This is a genomic window from Seonamhaeicola sp., from assembly GCF_028281565.1.
Taxonomy (GTDB): domain Bacteria; phylum Bacteroidota; class Bacteroidia; order Flavobacteriales; family Flavobacteriaceae; genus Seonamhaeicola.
Window position 1 is genome coordinate 258,641 of sequence record NZ_JANQJQ010000043.1, and the last position, 22,330, is coordinate 280,970.

The following is a 22,330-nucleotide window of genomic DNA, read 5'->3' on the forward strand; positions in this document are numbered from 1 at the left end:
AAAATGAGAAATAGAAAATTTATCAAATTTGTTTTTACAATAGCAGCAGTGCTAATCACATCTGCTGGTTGTAATAGTGAACTGGATTTGGTGCCACCTGCACAATTCGCTGCTGGTAATGTATTGCAAACTATTGAAGGAATGGAGGGCGTTTTGGGTAATGCATACAGAGAGGATAATCTTAATTTCCGGAAGAATTTAATAAACATGTCTGAGGTAAGTACTGATATGGGGTGGAATACCGGTGGTGGAGAGAATCGTACCCTACAATTATTTATGGAATATACATGGGACCCTTCTACTGGTTGGATTAACGGTAGTTTATGGTTGCCAAGATACAGAGCCATAAGAAATTGTAATGTAGTTTTAGATAATATTGAAAGTGCTAATATTGAAGCAGGACCAAAGGCATTACTTGCGGCAGAAGCGAGATATTTGAGGGCTGCATCCTATTATTGGTTGTATAATTATTTTGGAACGGTACCATTACGTACCACGGGAGATTTAAGTGTTCAAGAAGCGAATTTGCCAAGAGCCTCAGAAGAGGAGATGCTAACATTTATTGAGACCGAGTTAAATGCCGTTGTTTCAGATTTGCCAAATCCCGGACAGGAGTCTCAGTATGGTAGAGCAACAAAAGGACATGCTTTAGGTATTTTAACTAAGTTTTTATTGAATACCAAGCAGTGGGCAAAAGTAGTAACAGCTACACAACAATTAATGGCTTTAAACTATTATGAGTTATTTCCGGATTTTAGAGCGCAGTTTTTTATTGAAAATGAAGGCAATAAAGAATCTGTTATAGGCCTTCCAAGAATTAATGTTGGAGGCAATAATAGTGTATATCAAAATGGAGCATTTCCTCCCGGGTTTAGACGCGCTGATAATATTCCGGAATTCGAGTGGGTACCGGGTATGGCAAATTGGGCAACACAATATCGTTTACAAGATGCTTTTGTTGATTCTTATGATCCTAATGATGCAAGATTACAAGCCATCATTCAAAATTATTACAACGCTTCCGGGGCTTTTGTTGATTTAAGATCTCAGGCAAACAACAGTAGATGTCTTAAGTTTTTTGATAATGCTCAAGTTGCTAATAATGCAGGTGTTGATATGAGCCCCATAAGGTATGCTGATATTTTATTATCCAGAGCCGAAGCGTTAAATGAGTTAAACGGGCCAACCCAGGAAGCTTTAGATTTAATAAATATGGTGAGAAACAGGGCCAATTTAGGAGATTTAACTACTGCCGAGGCGACCAGTAAAGAGGTATTGCGAGACTTGATATTGCGAGAACGTGGTTGGGAATTTGTGGCTGAAGGTAAACGTTGGGAAGACTTAAAAAGACATGGCACACTTATTTCCAATGCAGTTGCCAGAGGACGTAATGCGCAATCACATCATGTTTTGTGGCCTATACCGGAAGGAGAAGTAAATGCCAATCCTAATCTCGAGCAAAACCCGGGATATTAAAATAAGTTTTAGTTGAATAGTTGATTTAGTTTTTAGGAAGGGGGCAAGTGTAAATTTGTTCCCTTCTTTAGTTTTATAAAATAACAATATGTATTACAGAAAGGTAATTAAAATCACCTGTCTTTTCTTTTTTTCCTGTATTGGGTTAAGTCAGGAAATAGGTGCAAATTTCAATCATAATGCTGAAATTATTGATTTCAGGTATTTAGAAAAAGCCGAAGTAGAGTGGGTTAGGACTACTCCAAGAATTTTGGATTATGTAGACGGGGTACTTAATATAGAAAACGACACGGCTTTAAAAAAAGTAATAGAAGCAGGAGAATATGGTTACAAAGTAGCTTTTGGCTACCGCTGGGATTTTAAAAAAAGAAACAAAAGGATTCCAGATCCAAACTCTGATGAAGAGAAATTGTACTTTAAGTATGCCGAAAAAATGCTGTCCAAGGTTGCTAGGTACATTAAAGTATTTAAATTAGGTAATGAGCCAAATTTAGAAACGCTTAAAGAAGACCTTTATGAAAATGAAGAAGGAGTTGTTCCCCTGATTAGATTTACTGAACGATTAATGACCCATGTTGTTGATCCTTACTTTAAAAAAGCTGGTTTAGAAAGGCCAGATATGTATGTAGGGTCGTTTCCAAGGCTTTTTATGAAAACAGAACAACAAATTCCCGGGGTAATACAAATGATTGAGTTTGCCCAAAAAAGTGATGAAATTACGGGTCTTGCCGTGCATTTGCATATATCTGACACAGCACAAATAGATGAGTCTTTTAAGTTTGTCAGGAACATTATGCCCGATAAACCTATCATTGTTCCTGAGTTTTCCTTATTTAGGTTGTACAATACCAAGTTAAATAACCTTATTGCAGCAAATAAATCTGGAAAAGCATTTTTGAAAAAATATAATTATGACCCAAATCTTAAAGTATACGAGTATTTTACACATACAAATACAAATGGTGTGTCTCAGCAGGAATGGGAAGATTTTTTTGGTACACAGGCGTGGTACCCGCAGCATAACTTAAAAATCTATTACGATAAATTTAAAAAGTATGGTGTTGTTCTGGCAACATATCCGCTTTTACAACAGAGTTGTCCTAAAACAATGACCCCTAATTCACCAACATGGTTTATAAATCCTATATTTTGTCAATTTACATTGAAATTGCAGCCAAATGGTGATATAGCGTCAAACCCATTGCATTTTCAGGATTTTTTAGACATCGTAAGAGAAGGGAAAACAAGAAAGCAAAAATAGAACGGGTTATTTAATTGTGCTGATTTGCTTATCGTCAATAGGTCTTTTCGGTATAAGGCTGACCGTATTATATATAGTTTATATATGTAAGAAAAGTTTTTATGTTGTTATTGCTAAGTGTATTAAAGATGACTAATTAAAGAATATTACTATATGTTGATACTATCTTAATCAAAAGAATAAAACGAATGAAAAATACCTGAACATTTCTGTAATTTAGATTTAAACGAGAGAATTTTGACTAGTTAAATAATAAATTTATTATGAAGAGAAGATTTGCACTTTCAAAAGTTAACTTATTGTTTCTTGTACTTATTGTAAGTTTAGGAAGAAGTTATTCCCAGGTAAAAGAATCCTTTTATCCAATAAAACCCATACCGTTTACAGAAGTAGAAGTTACAGACCGTTTTTGGAAAGAAAGAATGGAAACTAATAGAGAGGTTACCATCCCGATAGCATTTGAGAGAAGTGAAGAGACCGGGCGTATCAAGAATTTTAAAGTAGCCGGAGGTTTGGAAGAAGGAACTTTCAATACCAGGCGGGGGTATGATGACTCCGATGTATATAAAGTTATGGAAGGGGCTGCTTACTCCTTAAGTCAACACCCGGATTCGGAATTAGAAAAATATTTAGACACCTTAATTAGTTATGTAGGTGCTGCCCAGGAAGAGGACGGATATTTGTTTACAGTAAAAACCATTTTAGGGGTTTCCGATGAACATAGAGATGCTAAATTGCCAAGATGGGTTGGGGTTGAAAAAGACGGTTCTCATGAGTTGTACAATGTAGGGCACATGTACGAGGCTGCCGTGGCGCACTATAGGGCAACGGGAAAGCGTACGTTTTTGGATATAGCCATAAAAAATGCTGATTTGGTCGATAAGGTTTTTGGTTGGGGAAAACTGGAAGAGGTTCCGGGGCATCAGGAAATTGAAGTTGGATTGGTAAAGCTCTATGAAGTAACCGGTGAAAAGCGTTATCTGGATCTGGCCAAATTCTTTCTGGATAAGAGGGGAGAAAAACCGGGGTTAGGGACATACAATCAAACACACAAAAAGGTTGTTGACCAGGACAAAGCTGTAGGGCATTCTGTAAGAGCGGTTTATATGTATGCCGGCATGGCAGATATGGCTGCCCTTACAGATGATAAGGCTTATGTTGAAGCTATGGATAAACTATGGCATGACATTGTAGATACCAAATTGTACATTATAGGAGGTATTGGAGCGGCTGGAGGTCATGAAGGTTTTGGTGATCATTATGAGTTGCCAAATTTAAGAGCCTATAATGAAACATGCGCAGCAATTGCTAATGTGTTTTGGAATCAGAGATTATTCTTGACACATGGAGATGCTAAGTATGCAGATGTGCTTGAAAGGTCTATGTATAACAATGTACTTTCGGGGGTGTCACTTAGTGGAGATGAGTTCTTTTACCCAAACAGGTTGGAATCAAGAGGGAAAACTCAACGAAGCCAATGGTTCAATACATCTTGCTGTCCGTCAAATATTTCCCGTTTCTTACCAGATGTTCCCGGATATATTTATGCCCACGACAAAGGTGGTATATACGTGAATTTATTTGTTTCAAGCAAAACCAATATAATGCTGGGGGAAACCAATGTGGAAGTTTCTCAAATTAGTGGGTTGCCATGGTCTGGTAATGTTAAATTGAATGTGAAAACGGAAGAAAGCAAAGACTTTTCCTTAAAAATAAGGATACCGGGTTGGGCATCGGAACGGCCGGTTCCTTCAGACTTGTATGCATTTAAGAAACCTTTAGAAGAAAAGACAAAAATCAAAGTTAATGGTGAAAATGTTGATTATAAGGTAGATAGAGGCTATGCTGTGGTTAGTAGAGTGTGGCAAACTAATGATCAGGTAGAAGTCCAATTTCCTTATGAGTTGCGTATAGTGGAATCACATAAAAAAATTCTGGAAAACGAAGGAAGGGTGGCCATTCAGTTAGGACCGTTGGTTTATTGTGTAGAGGGAAAGGATTTAGGAAGTGAGGTAGCAAATAATATAATGATTGATGAAGACCAAAAGTTTAGCCTTAAGTATGAAAAGGATTTATTTGATGGGGTAATTACCGTGAACGGAAAAGCAACATATATAAAGAAAAACACTTCGGGAACTCTACATAGAGAAGTTATAGATTTTAAGGCTATACCTTACTATGCCTGGGCAAACAGAGGAGGTAGTGAAATGCAAGTTTGGATCCCGAACAAAGAAAGTGCTGTTTTTCCGGAGCCGGTACCAACAAAGGGAAATCAAGCTACCTTAACAACGTCCAAGCAAATGAGAGCAGGAGGACTGTACCTTGTGAATGACTCTTACAAACCAACAGCCTCGCCCTCTATTGAAGTGCCTCATTTTAATTTTTGGCCATTAAAGAACTCAACAGAGTGGATCGATATGAATTTTGATGAACCAACAACAATTTCAGAAAGTACCGTATATTGGAAAAATGAAGAAGTTGGAACTAAACTACCACTATCTTATAAACTGCACTATAAAAAGGGGAATAAATGGAAAGAGATCAGAGTTCGAAATTATCCTATAAATCCGGATGGTAAGCCAAGCACGATTAGCTTTAAAAGAATCACAACATCAGCATTACGTTTGGAAATAACCCAGGGTAGTCCTCAGGCTGGGCTTTATGAATGGGAGGTAATGTAATAATCAAAGAAGCATAAAAAATGAAAAGAGCTAGTTTACCAGTATTTTTATTGTTTCTGTTTTGTCTAACATTAGCTTATTCACAGAGAAATAGTCACTATATAACCAATCAAGAACCCCTTGTGGCCCAACCTTATACTGCATTGCCTTTGGACAACATAAAAGCCAAAGGTTGGTTGCAAAATATGTTAGAGATACAACGAGATGGTTTAACCGGCAGTTTAGATGATGTTTATGAAGTAGTAGCCGGCGACAATAACGGATGGCTTGGAGGTACGGGAGATAGCTGGGAAAGAGGGCCTTATTGGGTAGATGGTCTAACACCTTTAGCTTATTTATTGGAAGATGAAAGACTTATTGCCAAAGTAGAGAAATGGGTAAATTGGAGCATTGAAAACCAACGGGAAAATGGATATTTTGGCCCTATTCCAAACTCGGAAGGAACTCCAAAAATAAAAGGAACACAACAATCACTAAGCGAAGATTGGTGGCCCAAAATGGTCATGTTAAAAGTATTGCAGCAATATTATATGGCCACCGGGGATAAAAGGGTTTTAACCTTAATGGACAACTATTTTAAATACCAACTAAGAGAATTGCCAAATACGCCGTTAGACAAATATACCTATTGGGCCGGACGTAGAGGAGGCGACAATCTCCAAATTGTGTATTGGCTATATAACATCACCAGGGAAAAATATTTATTGGAATTGGGAGAACTAATCCATCAACAAACTTATAATTGGACAAAGGTTTTTTCGGGCGATATGTTGGTTCAGTCAAATCCTTATGCGCAATTACATTGCGTGAATGTGGCCCAGGGCCTGAAGGAGCCCGTAATTTACTATCAGCAAAGTAAAGATTCAATTCATTTAAATGCTCCCATTAATGGGCTGGAAGCCTTGAAAGCAGGTCATGGGTTTGCCAATGGCATGTATGGTGGGGATGAAGCTTTGCATGGCAATGATCCAACCCAGGGTTCTGAGTTTTGTTCAGCAGTTGAGATCATGTATTCTTTTGAAAGTATGTTACCTATTACGGGTGATACGTATTATGCAGATTATTTGGAGAAAATAGCATATAATGTATTGCCAACACAACATGATGATGCATTCATGCGCAAGCAATATTTTCAACAACCTAATCAAATAAAAGTTACACATGAGTATCGTAATTTTGATTGTGAATATCATGGAAGTAGCACATTATTTGGAACTACTACCGGTTATCCATGTTGTGTGTCCAATATGCATCAGGGATGGCCCAAATTAGTTCAGAATTTGTTTTATGCTACGGCTAACAATGGTATAGCTGCTTTGGTTTACGCACCCTCCAGTGCAACCATAACTGTTGCCAATGGGGTTAAGGTAGAAATTGAGGAGGATACCAACTATCCGTTTGATGACGTTGTAGAGTTCACTATTAAACCCAGGAGAAAAGTGGCTTTCGATTTTGAATTCAGAATCCCGGAATGGTGTTCAAGCCCAAAAATTTTGGTAAATGGAGAAATTGTAAATTTTGAAATTGATAATCAAATTGTAACTATAAAAAGAACCTGGAAAAAAGGTGATAAAGTGAGTTTGCAATTTCCCATGAAAATTAGAATATCCCGCTGGTACGAACGTTCAATTGCCGTTGAGCGGGGCCCACTTTTATTTGCCTTAAAAATAGAAGAAGAATGGGCAGAAATAAAAAAGGATGAATGGAAAGATACTTTTTATGAAGTGTATCCAAAATCAGCTTGGAATTATGGTATTCCAAAAAGAACATTGCAACAGAATGATTTTAAAGTAGAAATAAAGCAAGGTAAACTTGCCGATATGCCTTGGAATTTAGAAAATGCGCCAATTTCAATTTATACTAAAGCCAAGTTGATCCCATACTGGAAAGAATATAATGGTAATACTGGAAAATTACCGGAATCACCATGGCCACATCGAGAATTGGGGACAAAGGAGGTTAAAATAGAATTGATACCCTATGGTTGCACAACGCTAAGAATATCTCAATTTCCGGAGGTTGATATTCACAAAAAATATAATTGAAATAATTGATGAAAAGTTTTTACCATTTTGTTTTATTTACCATTTTCTTTTTCGGTTGTAACAATAGCCAAAAGCAAACGCCCAAACAGGAAGATGAAAGGCCAAACATCGTTTTAATTCTTGCAGATGATTTAGGGTACTCGGATTTAGGAAGTTACGGTGGAGAGATTAACACACCAAACCTGGATAGTTTAGCTTACGGAGGTCTTCGCCTTACTAATTTTTATAACTCAGGAAGGTGCTGTCCAACTAGAGCTAGTTTATTAACAGGGGTTTATGCCCACCAGGCAGGCATAGGCAATATGGTATATGGCAAAAATCTTGGAGGAGGTTACCAAGGGTATTTGAACAATACAACGGTTACATTGGCGGAGGTCCTGAAAGAAGCAGGCTATAAAACCATGATGTCCGGAAAATGGCACGTAGGGCATAAAGAAGAAGCGCAATGGCCTACAAGCAGGGGTTTTGATAGATTTTATGGTATAAATATTCATATAGATAGCTATTGGAAAGTATTGGAAGGCTGTGATGTGTATTTAGATGGTAAACTTCATATTCCGGCTACTGCGGATCCCAAGAATGATTTGCATCCAGAGCAAGATTGGTATACTACCGATGTGTTTACCGATTATGGTATTCATTTTTTGAATGAAGAAGTGAAAAATGGGAAAGATAATAAACCTTTTTTCTTATACATGGCTTACAATGCGCCACACTTTCCTTTAGAGGCTCCTGATGAGGATATAGCGAAATACAGGGGTAAATATATGGAAGGTTGGGACAAACTGAGAGAAGAAAAACACGTGCGTATGAAAAAGTTGGGTGTGATTCCACAAAATGCAGTGTTATCTCCACCAGATAACGTTAATTGGGATTCGTTACCTCAAATAGATAAAGAAAACCTGGATTTTAGAAGAGCAATGTATGCGGCCCAAATTGACAGAATGGATCAAAATATTGGACGTTTGATACAACATTTAAAGGAGATTGGAAAATACGATAATACGCTAATTATCTTTTTGTCAGATAACGGATGCTCAGCTGAAAGAGGCATGTTTGGTTTAAAATGGGAAGAAAATAAAATGGCCAATTATAATGAATGGAAAGAAGAAAGTGGTTGGTCTGTAAGCCAGGGGCAAGCTTGGGCAAATGTTAGTAATGTACCTTTCAGGCTATACAAGCGTTACGTGCACCAGGGAGGAACGGCAACACCCTTTATAGCACATTGGCCCAATAAAATTAAGGAAGGCCAAATAAACGACTATCGCGGACATATTGTGGATATTATGGCAACACTTCAGGACTTGGGAGAAGCTACTTATCCGGAAACGTTTAATGGTAATAAAATTATACCAAAGGAAGGAATAACATTAACACCTTTGTTTGAGGGAAATCGAGTAGAAGAACATGATTATATCTTTTGGGAACATATAGGTAATAGAGCAGTAAGAAAAGGCGATTGGAAACTGGTAGCAGTAAGTCAAAAGCCTTGGGAACTCTATAATCTCAAAGAAGACCCTACCGAGCTTAATAATCTAATTGAAGAAAAACCCGAATTAGTTTCGGAGTTAAAAGACGCCTATTTTAATTGGGCAAAAAAAGCTGATGTTAGAGAGTGGCCGCTTGAATATAATTAGTCTAAAGATTAATTATTTTGCTCCGATTCCTTCAAATGCAATCAATACGAGTATAATGATACACCACCCAGCAGGATTCAAAATTCAATAGCTTTAGTTTAATAGTTGTTTGTTTTAGTTATTTCAAGGGTCACATATTCAAAAGTGACCCTTGAATAAAACAGGCATCATATGGGAGGTCAAAAGATGAAGAAGAATACAAAGGATATCACTATTCCGTTTGGGTTTTGTATCCTATTTGTAGTTGTTTTCTTTTTGACTACGGAACCTTCGATTGGCTAAGCTGGACTTCAAGTGCAAAAGCAAATCATTCAATTAAATGCGATAAAATAGGCTCAGGTAAGAAGTTTGACTTTGAAAAATAGGTGCCTGAAGCTTGGTTTAACTCTGATAAACGGCGGGTAACAATTTCTTTCTGGATGGAAAACTCCGGAAAGGAGTCACAAGCGGTCATCAAATTATATGGGAAAGAATAATTTTTTGTTTCTGAACAGAAATGCTATAATCATGAACAGAAATACTAAACAAACTTAATTAAACAGTATACTTTTACTAAATAAAATATAAGCAATTGAAATCAATAAGAATAAAACTATCCGTTCTGCTAATAGGTATTGGCATGACGGTTTCAGCACAAAGCTGGAAACCAGTCGGTGATAAAATAATGACTACTTGGGCCGAAAAAGTCACACCTGAAAATGTTTGGCAAGAATATCCCAGACCACAGATGGTACGTCAACAATGGAAAAACTTGAACGGACTTTGGGAATATGCAATTACTTCTAACCGGGCAGCAAAACCGGAACAATGGGAGCAAAATATTCTTGTGCCTTTTGCCTTGGAAACGCCATTGTCTGGCGTTGGCCGTCGGATTGATTCCAACGAGGTCATATGGTATCGCCGTACATTTCAATTGACACCTAAAGACCATGAACGTCAACTACTCAATTTTGAAGGTGTTGATTATAAATGCATGGTATGGGTCAACGGGCAGTTAGTGGGTTCTCACATTGGTGGCAATCTTCCTTTTTCATTCGATGTTACGGACCTTGTTAAAGACGGAAAAAATGAAGTTAAGCTACGTGTTATTGATGGGACCGATGATCCGGACCTTTATCAACTTCGTGGTAAACAGAAAAGAAAAAATGGCGGGATTTGGTATACGCCATCTTCTGGCATCTGGGCAACAGTTTGGATGGAAAGTGTTCCGGAAACATATATAGAATCCGTGAAGATCCTGGCCGATATGTACGGCAAATTAAAAGCTGAAGCTAAAATTGAAGGGGTAGGTCAGGAAACCCAATTAAAAGTAACCGTGTTGGAAAATGATAAAGTTGTTGCTGTAAAAAGAGGTAACAGTGACTATGTTCAGTTAAGCGTAAAAAATGTCAAACTCTGGTCGCCGGCAAATCCGGTGCTATATGACCTTAAAATTGAGCTTATTGGGGAAGCAGGAAAAGTTTTGGACAAAGTAAGTTCATACGCCGGATTTAGAACCGTAGGCAAAGCGTATGATGCGGCTGGCAATTGGCAGTTTACCTTAAACGGAGAAAAAATCTTCCACCTGGGTCCGCTTGACCAGGGATGGTGGCCTGAAAGTTTTCTATTGCCTCCGGCAGATGAAGCCATTGTTTGGGAAATGGATTTCTTGAAAAAGGCAGGCTTTAATATGATTCGAAAACATAAAAAGGCTGAAATTCGTCGCTATTATTATCATGCCGACCGTATGGGATTTCTTATTTGGCAAGACCAAACCTCTGGAGGGGCAGGAGGTAGGGAATGGCCTAAATGGAAGCGACTGGAAACACTTTCTAACAACTATAAACCTAAAAATAAAAATTGGTGGCAAGAAGAAGCTGATCTTGTTGAAGCGGATTGGCCGGATTGGGCACACAATCAATATATGGATGAGTTGAAAACAATGATCGACTTGCTTTATAATCATCCTTCAGTAGTAATATGGACGACTTTTAATGAACGTTGGGGGCAGCACCGAAGTGTGAAAATTGGCAATTGGGTGCAATCCTATGACCCATCGCGCTTGCTCAATATTGCCAGTGGAGGTAATTTCTTTGAGGTAGGCGATATAGCCGATCAACACAAATATCCACATCCCGATTTTCCACTAGACGTGCCACTTTATAACGATTATGTAAAGGTTGTGGGCGAGTTTGGTGGCCATGGATGGGCGGTCAAAAACCACCTGTGGGACGTCAATAAAAGAAATTGGGGTTATGGCGGCTTACCAAAAACGAAAGAAGAATATATAGAGCGTTACATAAAGAGTTGCAATATTCTGGGAGAACTGAAGAAAAAAGGGATCAGTGCAGGCGTTTATACCCAAACAACAGATGTTGAGGGCGAAATTAATGGTTTGATTACCTATGATAGAAAAGTAATGAAAATTTCACCGGATAGGCTTTATGAAATTCATAAAAATGCAGGGTTGTTAGATTAACAGTATATCCCTTAATCAACATGGGTGAAATAGTCTACAATAGAAGAGCAACATTTATATGGAATGCGAGAGTGAAATCTATCAACTAAAAGCAATAATAAGTCAATAATGAAAAGAGACCACTTTGTGAAAATAACTGGGGCCGCATTCGCAGGAATGACAGTTTTACCTGGTTTGTGGGCGCGTTCTGATACACGCTCGAAACAAATTCAGGAACTTGATAAACATATAATTGACAAATGTGAGTTGGTTGAGCTAAATTTCCATTGGCCTCGATTTGTAGGCAAAAACGGTAGAATAGATTTTCACGGGCAGCAAAAAAAATCTACCGCACTTCGCTTGTATACTAACAAGGGAGCAATTGGGTGGGGGCTTTCTCATCCCAAGGCCACCGACCTGTTCCCGCTTCTAAAAAACAAAAAAGTTACTGATTTAATTTTGCCTGAGATAGGAATTGTTGACGGACTTGATAACCGTGTTGATTTTGCTTTGCACGATTTAATGGGGGTGATTCTAAACCAGCCTGTTTATAAACTTATTGGAGGTAATGGAACTAATGAAACACCTATTTACAGCGGTATGATTTATCTGGATGAACTCAATCCCGGAAACGAAACAAAGGGAATTGATGCTATCTTGGAGAATTGCCAGTGGGATGTCGATTATGGTTACCAACAATTAAAGGTTAAAATAGGTCGTAGCGGAAGATGGTATGAACACGATAAAGGTCTTGCTAAGGATATTGAAGTAGTAAAACTTATTTACCATTCCTTTAAAGACAAGGGAGTAGAAGTACTGGTCGATTCCAATGATATGTATACACTGGATGGCACCATTAAATTTCTTGAAGGTATTGGAGATATGCCTTTATATTGGGTTGAAGAACCATTCAGGGAGGAAGTCGAAGCCGGTAAAAAACTGAAACAGTGGATGCTGCAAAATGGTTTTGAAAACACATTTTATGCAGATGGAGAATCCCGTCCGGATTTTGAGGTCTGCTTAGGGCTGGGTAAGCAACAATTGATGGATGTGTTCCTACCCGATACCTATGGTTATGGTTTTTCAAAATGGCTAAAACTAATGCCTGAACTCAAAAGAATAAAGATGCTTTCAAGTCCTCATGCATGGGGCAATCGCTTGAAAACCAATTACACCGCTCAAATTGCTGCAGGATTAGGAAATGTTTGCACGGTTGAAGGAGTAACCTGCCTATCCGAAGATATTGATTATGGTAATTATCCCATGATAAATGGTAAAATTAAAGTTTCCGATGCACCAGGTTTTGGAATGAAGATCTTGAAGAAATAATAATGAAGGAGAATAATATTTTTACAATAATCTTAGCAATTTTTATAACAGGCTGCACTTTGGGACAAAAACCTTTAAACTCGAACCTGCGTCCAAACATAGTTTTTATACTTGCAGATGACTGTACCCATTGGGATATTGGATGCTATGGAAGTAAAGATTCTAAAACACCCAACATAGACAAATTGGCGTCTGAAGGCATGCAATTTGAGCGTTGTTATCAAGCTGCTCCCATGTGTTCACCAACAAGGCATAATATTTTTACGGGTATATATCCGGTAAAAACAGAGGCGTATCCCAACCACACCAATGCAAACCCGGGAACCGAAAGTATAGTTCAATATTTAAAACCATTGGGCTACAGGGTAGCGCTTTCAGGTAAAACACATATAGGTCCCAAAAAAGTATTTCCGTTTGAGTATTTAGGGAATGATAGGAACCCGGATTTTGAACTGGTGGAGGCCTTTTTGAAAGAGGTAAAGGAAAACAAGCAACCATTTGCATTGGTGCTTACCTCTAATGAACCCCATACACCTTGGGATAAAGGCGATGCCTCTTTGTTTAACCCGGATGAAATCACACTGCCGCCACATTATGTAGACACCAAAGAAACCCGCAAGGCCTACTGCAGGTATTTGGCTGAAATAAATTATTTGGATGGTCAGGTTGGAGAAGTCATGGATTTATTGGATAAATATGGTTTTTCAGAAAATACCCTGGTGGTTTTTGCCAGTGAGCAGGGTAATAATTTTCCTTTTGCAAAATGGACATTATATGAAGCTGGTGTGAAGTCGGCTCTTATAGCTCGTATGCCCGGAGTCATTCAGCAAGGGACAGAATCCAGTGCCATTGTTGAATACTGCGATTTATTACCAACTTTTATCGATGTAGCCGGTGGAAAAATTCCTGAAAAGTTGGATGGAGAAAGTTTACTTCCGATTTTTAAAAATGAAAAGGAAGAAGTGAAACCGTATTCGTTCAGCCTGCAAACTACACGTGGTATATTTTCTGGGTCAGATTATTATGGAATAAGGGCGGTGGTTGATGAGAATTATCGCTATATCTGGAATCTTACTCCGGAAGTTAAATTTAAGAATACAGTAAATAACAAGAAAGACAAAGCTACAGCATGGTATAGATCATGGGAAGCCAGGGCAGAAACGGATGAACGGGCCAGGGCATTGATTCATAAATACGCTTTCCGTCCCGAAGAAGAACTGTACGATGTTAAAAACGATAAATGGTGCATGTCCAATTTAGCAGGCAAACCAGAGTTTGAATCCATAAAAAAGAAACTTAGGAAGGAACTTCTAAAATGGATGGCAGCATGTGGAGATAAAGGGCAACAAACAGAATTGGAGGCCTTTCAATACATGCCCAAATTCAAGAGGAAAAAAGAAATAGAAAAAATTAAAGGATAACATGAATAAAAGAAAAGTATCAAGTGGCTTTATAATTTTGCTCTTTTTATATGGATTAGTGGCCTGTAAAAATGGTAAAAGTCAAAAATCTATAACTGAAAACCCATCCTCAGCTAGCCAATGGACAATAGAACAGGCGAATGATTGGTACGATCAGTATCCCTTCCTTGCGGGAGGGAACTATGTGCCTGCTTCGGCAATCAATCAACTGGAAATGTGGCAGGAAGAGACTTTTGATCCTCAACAAATAGATTTTGAACTGCGTCATGCCTCAGAAATTGGCATGAACACCATGCGTGTGTTTTTACACGATTTAGCCTGGAAACAGGATAAAGAAGGTTTCTTGACCAGAGTAGATAGATTTCTCGAAATAGCCGATAAACATGGTATAAAACCAATGATAGTTTTCTTTGATGGGGTTTGGAATCCCTATCCCAAAGTGGGTAAGCAACCGGAGCCAACACCAAGAGTTCATAATTCAGGTTGGGTGCAATCCCCAGGACGTGAAATTTTGGAAGATTCAGCAAAACAGGATGAATTAAAGACATATGTTCAGTCGGTAATTTCACGTTACAAAAATGATGAGCGAATTCTGATTTGGGATATGTTTAATGAACCCGACAATGCTAATGGCGGAAATTTTGGTGGCGGAAGTAAAGCACCGGATTTACCACGAAAGGAAAAGCTAGATCGTGCTCTGGAATTATTGAAAAAATCTTTTGTCTGGGCACGTGAAATTGGGCCGTCACAACCACTAACGGTAGGAGTTTGGGGTAAAGCAACCTGGCTGGAGGAGCCCGATGCCATTGAAAAATTCAGTCTGGAAAATTCAGATATTATTTCGTTTCATAGTTATCAGGGACCTGAAGAAACTGAGAGAATGGTTGAGGGATTGAAAAGATACAATCGTCCTATAATGTGTACCGAATATATGGCACGTTCTGCCGGTTCCACTTTTCAGGGGATATTACCAATGTTCCATAAAAACAGGGTGGCAGCTTATAATTGGGGACTGTTTGATGGCAAGTCCCAAACCATTTATCCGTGGAAATCGTGGAAAGAAAAGTTCATAGCAGAACCCGAACCTTGGTTTCATGATGTCTTTAGAAAAGACGGGACGCCCTATGATAAAGAAGAAACACGTTTAATTAAAAAGTTAACCGCAGTTCCATATACTACTTTGTCTAAAGTACCTGAGGTAGCAGAAGTGGATAGCCGTGAAACCATTGAGATGGGGCTTAAGTCCCATGACAAAGCTTTATTTATAAAGACCGGATGGATTCGGGACCCCTTTATAAATATTGGCCCTGACGGTGATTTTTACTTAACCGGTACAACACCATTAAATGAAAAAGAACTGGTCAGGACGGATCCCTATAATATCGGGTTAAACAATATTTCATGCGTAGGCTGGAAAGCGTATGTTTGGAAGAGTAAGGACTTAATTGATTGGGAGCCGGTTGAAAATGCCTATAGCTTAAAAGATGGCATTTGGGACGACATAAAACCGGAACGTTTTGCTGAAGTTGAAGAACGGCAATGGCGTTTATGGGCACCGGAGTTACACTGGTTGGGAGACCGTTGGGCTATAACACATACAAGCCCCACTCCCGTTCGTGCATCAAATCTATCACTTTCAAATGGTTTAGAACCTGTCGGACCTTGGGAGAACCCTATGGGAGAAAATCTGGGACACAAGCACGACCCTTCGTTGTTTAAAGACTATGACGGAAGCTGGTGGTTGGTTTGGGGAGCTACTCAAATTGCCAGGCTAAAATCAGGTTTTTCAGGTTTTGAAGGTAAGCCTATAAAAATTGGCCCAAGCGGACAAATGAAAAGAATGGGACACGAGGGATGTCTTATTAAGAAAATTAATGGAAAATATGTATTGTTTGGAACCGGGTGGTCTACCGGAATTGGTAGACGAGGGACTTATAACTTGTACTATGCCGTAGCCGATAAAATTACAGGACCATACGGCGAACGCAAGTTTGTCGGCCGTTTCCTTGGGCACGGAACACCATTTAAAAACAAAGATGGAAAATGGTGGTGTACAGCATTTTACAATGCCAACGTTCCTCCGTTTGAAGCAGAAGGCATTGAAACCAAAAATTTGATATTCACGGCAGCCTCCATCAACCAACGAGGAACCACGATTGTACCGCTGGACGTTTATACTACGGATAGCGGAGAATTAATTATACGTGCCAAAGATCCGGCTTATGGAACACCGGGGCCGGATGAAGCGCAAAAATTTGAATTGTAAAAAAGACTTGATTTCAATTGAAAAAATATTGCCGGGATTTGTAATTGCAAATAGGTATGTTAAGATCTAAGAAAGCAGCATGAAGTACATATTTTTAATACCGATATTATTACTGTTTGTGTCCTGTAAAAATGAGGGGAGAATGGAGAATGCTATTCCCGCACCACTCTTTATTGACCCAAATTACCATGGCTCCTGCGACCCGGAAATAGTCTGGAACGAGCATGAGGAGTTATGGTATATCTATTATACCTCCCGCCGATCCATGTTAGAAAATACTTGGTTGCAAACCCCAATTGGAGTGGCAACTTCAAAAGATATGATCAACTGGGAATTTAAAGGTTACTGTAAATTTAATGGCGCTGGAGGTAAAAAGGACGCTACCTCAACCTACTGGGCACCAGCGATAATTTCGGCACATGATACCCTACACATGTTTGTTACTTGGAAACCGGATACCGTCCCTGAAAAAGGAGCCTGGGGCGGTCAGGGTTGGATTATTCATTATAAAACACCTTTAACCAACCCAATTAACGGTTGGCAAAAAGTAGGAGCCTTACACAGCGATAATTTAAATACCATTGATGCCACGGTTTACAAAAATAATGACGGGTTTCATGTTTGGTTTAAAGGAAAAGAATTGTCGGCCAAAAAGAATGAGCTATACCATTTGTCAACGAACGATTTCACCACGTGGCAAAAACTAGGCTTCTCGAAAAGCGACGTTTTTAATGCGGAAGCAACGGGTTCAAATTTCGAGGAAGCACCATATATTTTTCAATGGAAAAATAAGTATTGGTTGATAACCGATCCTCACGATGGGTTTTTTGTGTATAGCTCTGAGGACTCTGAAAACTGGAAATTCCAGGGAACAATTTTAAAAGAGGGCGGTACGAGAAACCTCGATTCTTCAATGGCCCGTCATTGCAGTGTGGCAGTAAAAGACGACCGTGCTTTTATTTTTTATCATGTTGAGCCATGGCGCCGTTACGATTTGGAAAAGGCAAAAGGGGGGACTAAACAACGCATTTTCGAGCAGCCCTTAGAAAATCGTAAAAGTGTTTTACAGATGGCTGAACTTGAAGTTGTAGATGGTAAACTTGTATGTAACAGGAATGAAACAATAATTTTAAATTGAAGGTGAAACAATTAAAGTGGATAAAAACATGAGAAGGTTTATAACTATTTCTTTGTTGTTGCTGTTTTTATTTGGCTATACCCAGGAGCAAAATCCCCCTAACATTATAATCTATCTAGCCGATGATCTAGGATGGAAAGACGTAGGTTTTAATGGAACCAAAGTGGTAAAAACGCCTAACCTTGATCAATTGGCAAGGGACGGTATGGTATTCGATAATGCTTTTATAGCTTCACCTGCATGCGCCCCCAGTCGTGCAGCCCTGTTAACTGGATTAATGCCCGCCAGAAACGGGGCCGAAGCAAATCATACCTATCCGAAACCAAACATCGAAGTGCTGACCAGGCCACTCCAAAAAAATGGTTATAAAATATACGCTTTCGGAAAGGTGGCCCATGGAAAAATGAATAACCAATGCGGTTGGGATTTCTACAATAAACAACCCGTTAACCTGGATAAAAATGTTAAGGAGTTTTTTGCTGAAACTAATGTAGATGGACCTGTTTGTGTCATGATTGGTGATCGCAGGCCTCATGTGGCCTGGACCAATGAAAATATTTACAATCCTGATAAAGTAGACCTCCCAGATTATTTTATAGACACTAAGGAAACAAGAGAACATCGCGCCCGTTATTATTCCGATATAACTGGTTTTGACGAAACTATGGGCAAGAACCTCACATTTCTGGAAGAAATTTTGGGAGAAAACACCATCACTTTAATAACGAGTGACCACGGTGGACAATGGCCTTTTGGGAAATGGAACTTGTATGATGATGGCATCCGAACACCCTTAGTGGTAAAATGGAAAGGGAAAATCCCGGAGGGAAAACGAACCAAAGCTATGGTTAGCTGGATCGATATACTTCCTACTTTACTTGATTTAACCAATTCTGAAATTCCGGGCTTATTAGACGGAGAATCCTTTTCAAAAGCGCTCATAGGTAAAAGTGACGCATTTAGAAATGAGATTTTTACGACACATAGCGGGGATGGTGTATTTAATGTATATCCCATCCGAAGTGTCCGTACAAAACGCTACAAGTATATAAAAAACCTGTTGCCAGATTACTATCATACCAATCATTCAGATTTATTACGGAAAGATGGGGCAGGAGCTTATTGGGATTCTTGGGATGAGGCTGCCAAATCGGATAAGCAAGCAGTAGGCATCATTTCTAAGTACTATCAGCGGCCGGCTGAAGAATTTTACGACTTAAAAAATGATCCAAATGAGCAGCGAAACCTAATTGACGATAAGCGTTTTCAAACTGAAATTAACAATATGAAAAAAATGCTTACCGAATGGATGCTTAAGCAAGGCGATCGAGAAACTGTTTTTAAGACGCCATACCCCTTATCGGAACCAAAACCAGACAGAATAAGAATTGAAGAATTAAAAAATAAAAAATAGAATACAATAATGAAAATTGAACTAAATCAAAAGAAGGCCAGAGTATTTACATTATTGATAATTGCAATTTGTTTGGTGGGTAATTTATGTTCACAGAACCAAAAGCCTAATGTGCTATTACTTTTGGTTGATGACTTAAAACCAACCCTTGGCGTTTATGGAGATCCCGTTGCTAAAAGTCCGAATATAGACCGATTGGCAGATAGGGGTATGACCTTTACCAATGCCTATTGCAATCAGGCCGTTTGTATGGCTTCGCGTTATAATTTAATGCTGGGAGCGAGATCAACCAGTACGGGGTTTTATCATTTTGGAAAAGAATTCCGTGATGTTTATCCGGATGCAGTTACGCTTCCACAGTATTTTAAGAATTCGGGCTATCATGTGGAGTCCATGGGTAAAGTCTACCATATCGGACACGGAAATATGAATGATGAAGCCTCATGGAGCATACCCCACCATAAAGAAAAGGTTATTGAATATCTCCTTCCTGAGAGTACCAATGGGCAGCTAACCCGGGAAGAAGCTTTTTTTCAGAATTCCAGAAAGTATATAAAGGGCTTGCCAAAAAATAAGGAAATGCCAAGAGGTGCAGCATGGGAAAGTCCTGATGTGTTAGATGACGCTTATGCTGATGGACGCGTGGCATCGCATGCTATTTATCGTTTAAGGCAATTGGTGAAACAACCCGATCAACCGTTTTTTATGGCCGTTGGATTTGCACGTCCGCATCTGCCATTTTGTGCCCCTAAAAAATATTGGGATTTATACAATCCGGAGGCACTTCCAATGCCCGTTAACGAGGCACATCCCAAAGATGCACCGTCATGCGCTTTAAAGCGTAAAGGGGAAATTACCCAGTTTTTTCCGGTGCCTGAGGATGAGAACGGACTTTATGATGAAGATTTAAAACGAAAACTGATCCACGGTTACTATGCCAGTATGAGTTACATGGATGCCCAACTGGGAAGGGTGATTGATGAGCTGGAACGTTTGGGATTGGATGAAAATACCATAGTTGTACTTTGGGGAGATCACGGTTGGCATTTGGGAGATCATGGGACATGGACTAAACATACTAATTTTGAACAGGCCACAAGAATACCGATTGTATTTGTGGCTCCCGGAGTAGCTAAAAAAGGTGCAAAATCTGAGCAGCTAGCAGAAACCGTTGATATTTACCCCACCCTGGCCGAATTAGCGGGGTTGGATAGACCTGAAGGGCCTCAACCCATCGATGGGGCCAGCCTTGTGCCCGTACTCAGGAATGGCGAAGAACGAGTAAGGGACCATGCCTATCATGCCTATATCAAGCAAGGTTACTTGGGAGAGGCTATACGAACAAGTCAATATCGAATGGTACGTTGGACACATACCAAAGATACGGATAAAGAGGTTTTATATGAATTGTATGATTATATTAGCGACCCACACGAAACCCGAAACTGGGCTGTTGAAAATCCTGATAAAGTTGCAACATTGGAAAAAATGCTTAAAAGCCATCCAAAAGCAAAAATAAAACCAGAGAAATAAAATAAGTTTTGGTTCTTTTTAATAGTTTTAAACAAAAGTACTAATTATTTGTTCATTTGAAATACTCAAAGAACCAACCAATAAATATTTTTAAAGAGTTCGAATACAAAATACTTTTCACAATGAAAAAAACAGTCTTCACCGGTGTTACCATTTTGTTACTGTTAGTAGTAGCATGCAAAAATAAAACTGAAAGTTCAACAAATCATATTGTTCAAAAAGAGCAAATTTCAAAACTAAATGAAGAGACATTTAGTGGAGGCGACGAGCGTATTAAACTTTTTCAATTAAAGAATGACCATGGTGTCCAAATTACGTTCACAAATTATGGGCAACGGCTCATTGAGTTGTTGGTGCCGGATAGAAACGGAACCCCCGATGATATTGTTCTAGGATTTTACACGCTGGACGAATACAAAAATGCCAACGAAAATTATTTTGGTAGTTCCGTGGGGCGTTATGGTAATAGAATTGCTAAAGGTAAATTTAGCATAGGCGAAAACAACTATACACTCGTCACTAACAATGGTGTGAATCATTTACATGGTGGGGCCAAAGGGTTTAATGATGAAATATGGGATGGAAAGCAGGTATCTGAAAATAAAATTGAGTTTAGCAGGTTATCCCCGGATATGGAAGAAGGGTATCCCGGAAACTTAAATGTAACCGTAATATACACATTGTCTGATGAAAATGAATTGATAATTGAATACAAGGCCACTACCGATAAACCAACAGTGGTAAATCTAACTCATCATTCGTTTTTTAATTTAAAAGGAGAAGGAAACGGCACCATAAACGACCATATTTTGACAGTAAATGCCGATGCTTATACGCCTATAGACAGTACATTGATTCCAACCGGAGAAATAGCAACGGTATTAGGAACACCATTTGATTTTACAAAACCTAAAACTATTGGTGCAGATGTTAACACAGCGGATGATGAACAGTTAAAAAATGGGGCAGGTTATGATCATAATTTTGTGTTAAATGCAGCGCCTAAAAACGATGCAGGTTTGGTTTTCGCAGCAAAGGTTGAAGAACCATCCACCGGACGTATCATGGAAATATATACTAATGAACCCGGGCTGCAATTTTACGGGGGCAATTTTTTGGATGGCAAGACCAGGGGGAAGAGTGGCAGACCCTATATCTATAGAGGCGCTTTTTGTTTGGAGACGCAACACTTTCCGGATTCGCCAAATCAACCTAATTTCCCTTCAACATTATTAGAACCTGGTCAAGAGTACTATTCTATTTGTATTTATAAATTTGGGTTAGAAAAAAATTAGAGGCTTTCAATTTCAAATTTTTAAGCTATTTTATTTAACTATACACATGCAGATTCTATGATTAACAATATAAAAGGTATAAGTATATTATTGGAAAAAGTGTTTTGCTGAACAATATTTTCTTATTTTTTTGGTCCCCATATTCTTTCTGTTCTAATCGTCATATTTCACTAAAATTTGAATGAGTAATTAAATTTACTTTGGTTATATTTAAATGGTAATGAAAATTTGATATTTCACTATTGCTTCACCTAATTTACTTTATAGCTCAATAGGCTAATATATATAAGAGGTTCCTGATTACATTCAAATCCCGCCGCTATGATTAACGAGCCAATTAAATTATTTGAATATCCAAAAAGGTGTATTATGATATATTGGTCATATTAAGATTGAG

The 22,330-nt window shown here is 38.7% G+C and carries 13 protein-coding genes; all 13 read left to right on the forward strand.

Going from position 1 to position 22,330, the window contains the following annotated elements:
• The first annotated feature begins 3 nt into the window (after positions 1-3).
• Positions 4-1,476, forward strand: coding sequence for a RagB/SusD family nutrient uptake outer membrane protein (locus Q0983_RS18410; RefSeq protein WP_299556366.1), 1,473 nt, complete (start codon positions 4-6; stop codon positions 1,474-1,476).
• Between the two features lie 88 nt (positions 1,477-1,564).
• Positions 1,565-2,737, forward strand: coding sequence for a hypothetical protein (locus Q0983_RS18415; protein WP_299556368.1), 1,173 nt, complete (start codon positions 1,565-1,567; stop codon positions 2,735-2,737).
• Positions 2,738-3,000: 263 nt separating this feature from the next.
• Positions 3,001-5,418, forward strand: a complete 2,418-nt coding sequence (locus Q0983_RS18420) for a glycoside hydrolase family 127 protein (protein WP_299556370.1) — start codon at positions 3,001-3,003, stop codon at positions 5,416-5,418.
• Between the two features lie 20 nt (positions 5,419-5,438).
• The gene (locus Q0983_RS18425) at positions 5,439-7,463 is read left to right on the forward strand and encodes a beta-L-arabinofuranosidase domain-containing protein (RefSeq protein WP_299556372.1); all 2,025 of its coding nucleotides are present in this window, start codon (positions 5,439-5,441) and stop codon (positions 7,461-7,463) included.
• 8 nt (positions 7,464-7,471) lie between these two features.
• Positions 7,472-9,100, forward strand: a complete 1,629-nt coding sequence (locus Q0983_RS18430) for an arylsulfatase (RefSeq protein WP_299556374.1) — start codon at positions 7,472-7,474, stop codon at positions 9,098-9,100.
• A 571-nt stretch (positions 9,101-9,671) separates the two neighbouring features.
• A complete protein-coding gene (locus Q0983_RS18435; protein ID WP_299556376.1) occupies positions 9,672-11,558 on the forward strand; it encodes a sugar-binding domain-containing protein in 1,887 nt (628 codons plus the stop codon).
• 156 nt (positions 11,559-11,714) lie between these two features.
• Positions 11,715-12,866, forward strand: coding sequence for an enolase C-terminal domain-like protein (locus Q0983_RS18440; RefSeq protein WP_299556378.1), 1,152 nt, complete (start codon positions 11,715-11,717; stop codon positions 12,864-12,866).
• A gap of 59 nt (positions 12,867-12,925) precedes the next feature.
• Entirely contained in the window at positions 12,926-14,287 is a 1,362-nt protein-coding gene (locus Q0983_RS18445) for a sulfatase-like hydrolase/transferase (protein ID WP_299556380.1), read from the forward strand.
• A 1-nt stretch (position 14,288) separates the two neighbouring features.
• Positions 14,289-16,553 (forward strand): family 43 glycosylhydrolase, encoded by a 2,265-nt coding sequence (locus Q0983_RS18450; protein ID WP_299556382.1) that lies wholly within the window; start codon positions 14,289-14,291, stop codon positions 16,551-16,553.
• A gap of 79 nt (positions 16,554-16,632) precedes the next feature.
• Complete coding sequence (locus tag Q0983_RS18455; RefSeq protein WP_299556384.1) at positions 16,633-17,691, forward strand: family 43 glycosylhydrolase; 1,059 nt, start codon at positions 16,633-16,635, stop codon at positions 17,689-17,691.
• A 28-nt stretch (positions 17,692-17,719) separates the two neighbouring features.
• On the forward strand, positions 17,720-19,105 hold the full coding sequence (locus Q0983_RS18460; protein WP_299556386.1) for a sulfatase: 1,386 nt from the start codon (positions 17,720-17,722) through the stop codon (positions 19,103-19,105).
• 9 nt (positions 19,106-19,114) lie between these two features.
• The gene (locus Q0983_RS18465; RefSeq protein WP_299556388.1) at positions 19,115-20,638 is read left to right on the forward strand and encodes a sulfatase; all 1,524 of its coding nucleotides are present in this window, start codon (positions 19,115-19,117) and stop codon (positions 20,636-20,638) included.
• A gap of 122 nt (positions 20,639-20,760) precedes the next feature.
• Entirely contained in the window at positions 20,761-21,933 is a 1,173-nt protein-coding gene (locus tag Q0983_RS18470; RefSeq protein ID WP_299556390.1) for an aldose epimerase family protein, read from the forward strand.
• Positions 21,934-22,330 lie beyond the last annotated feature (397 nt).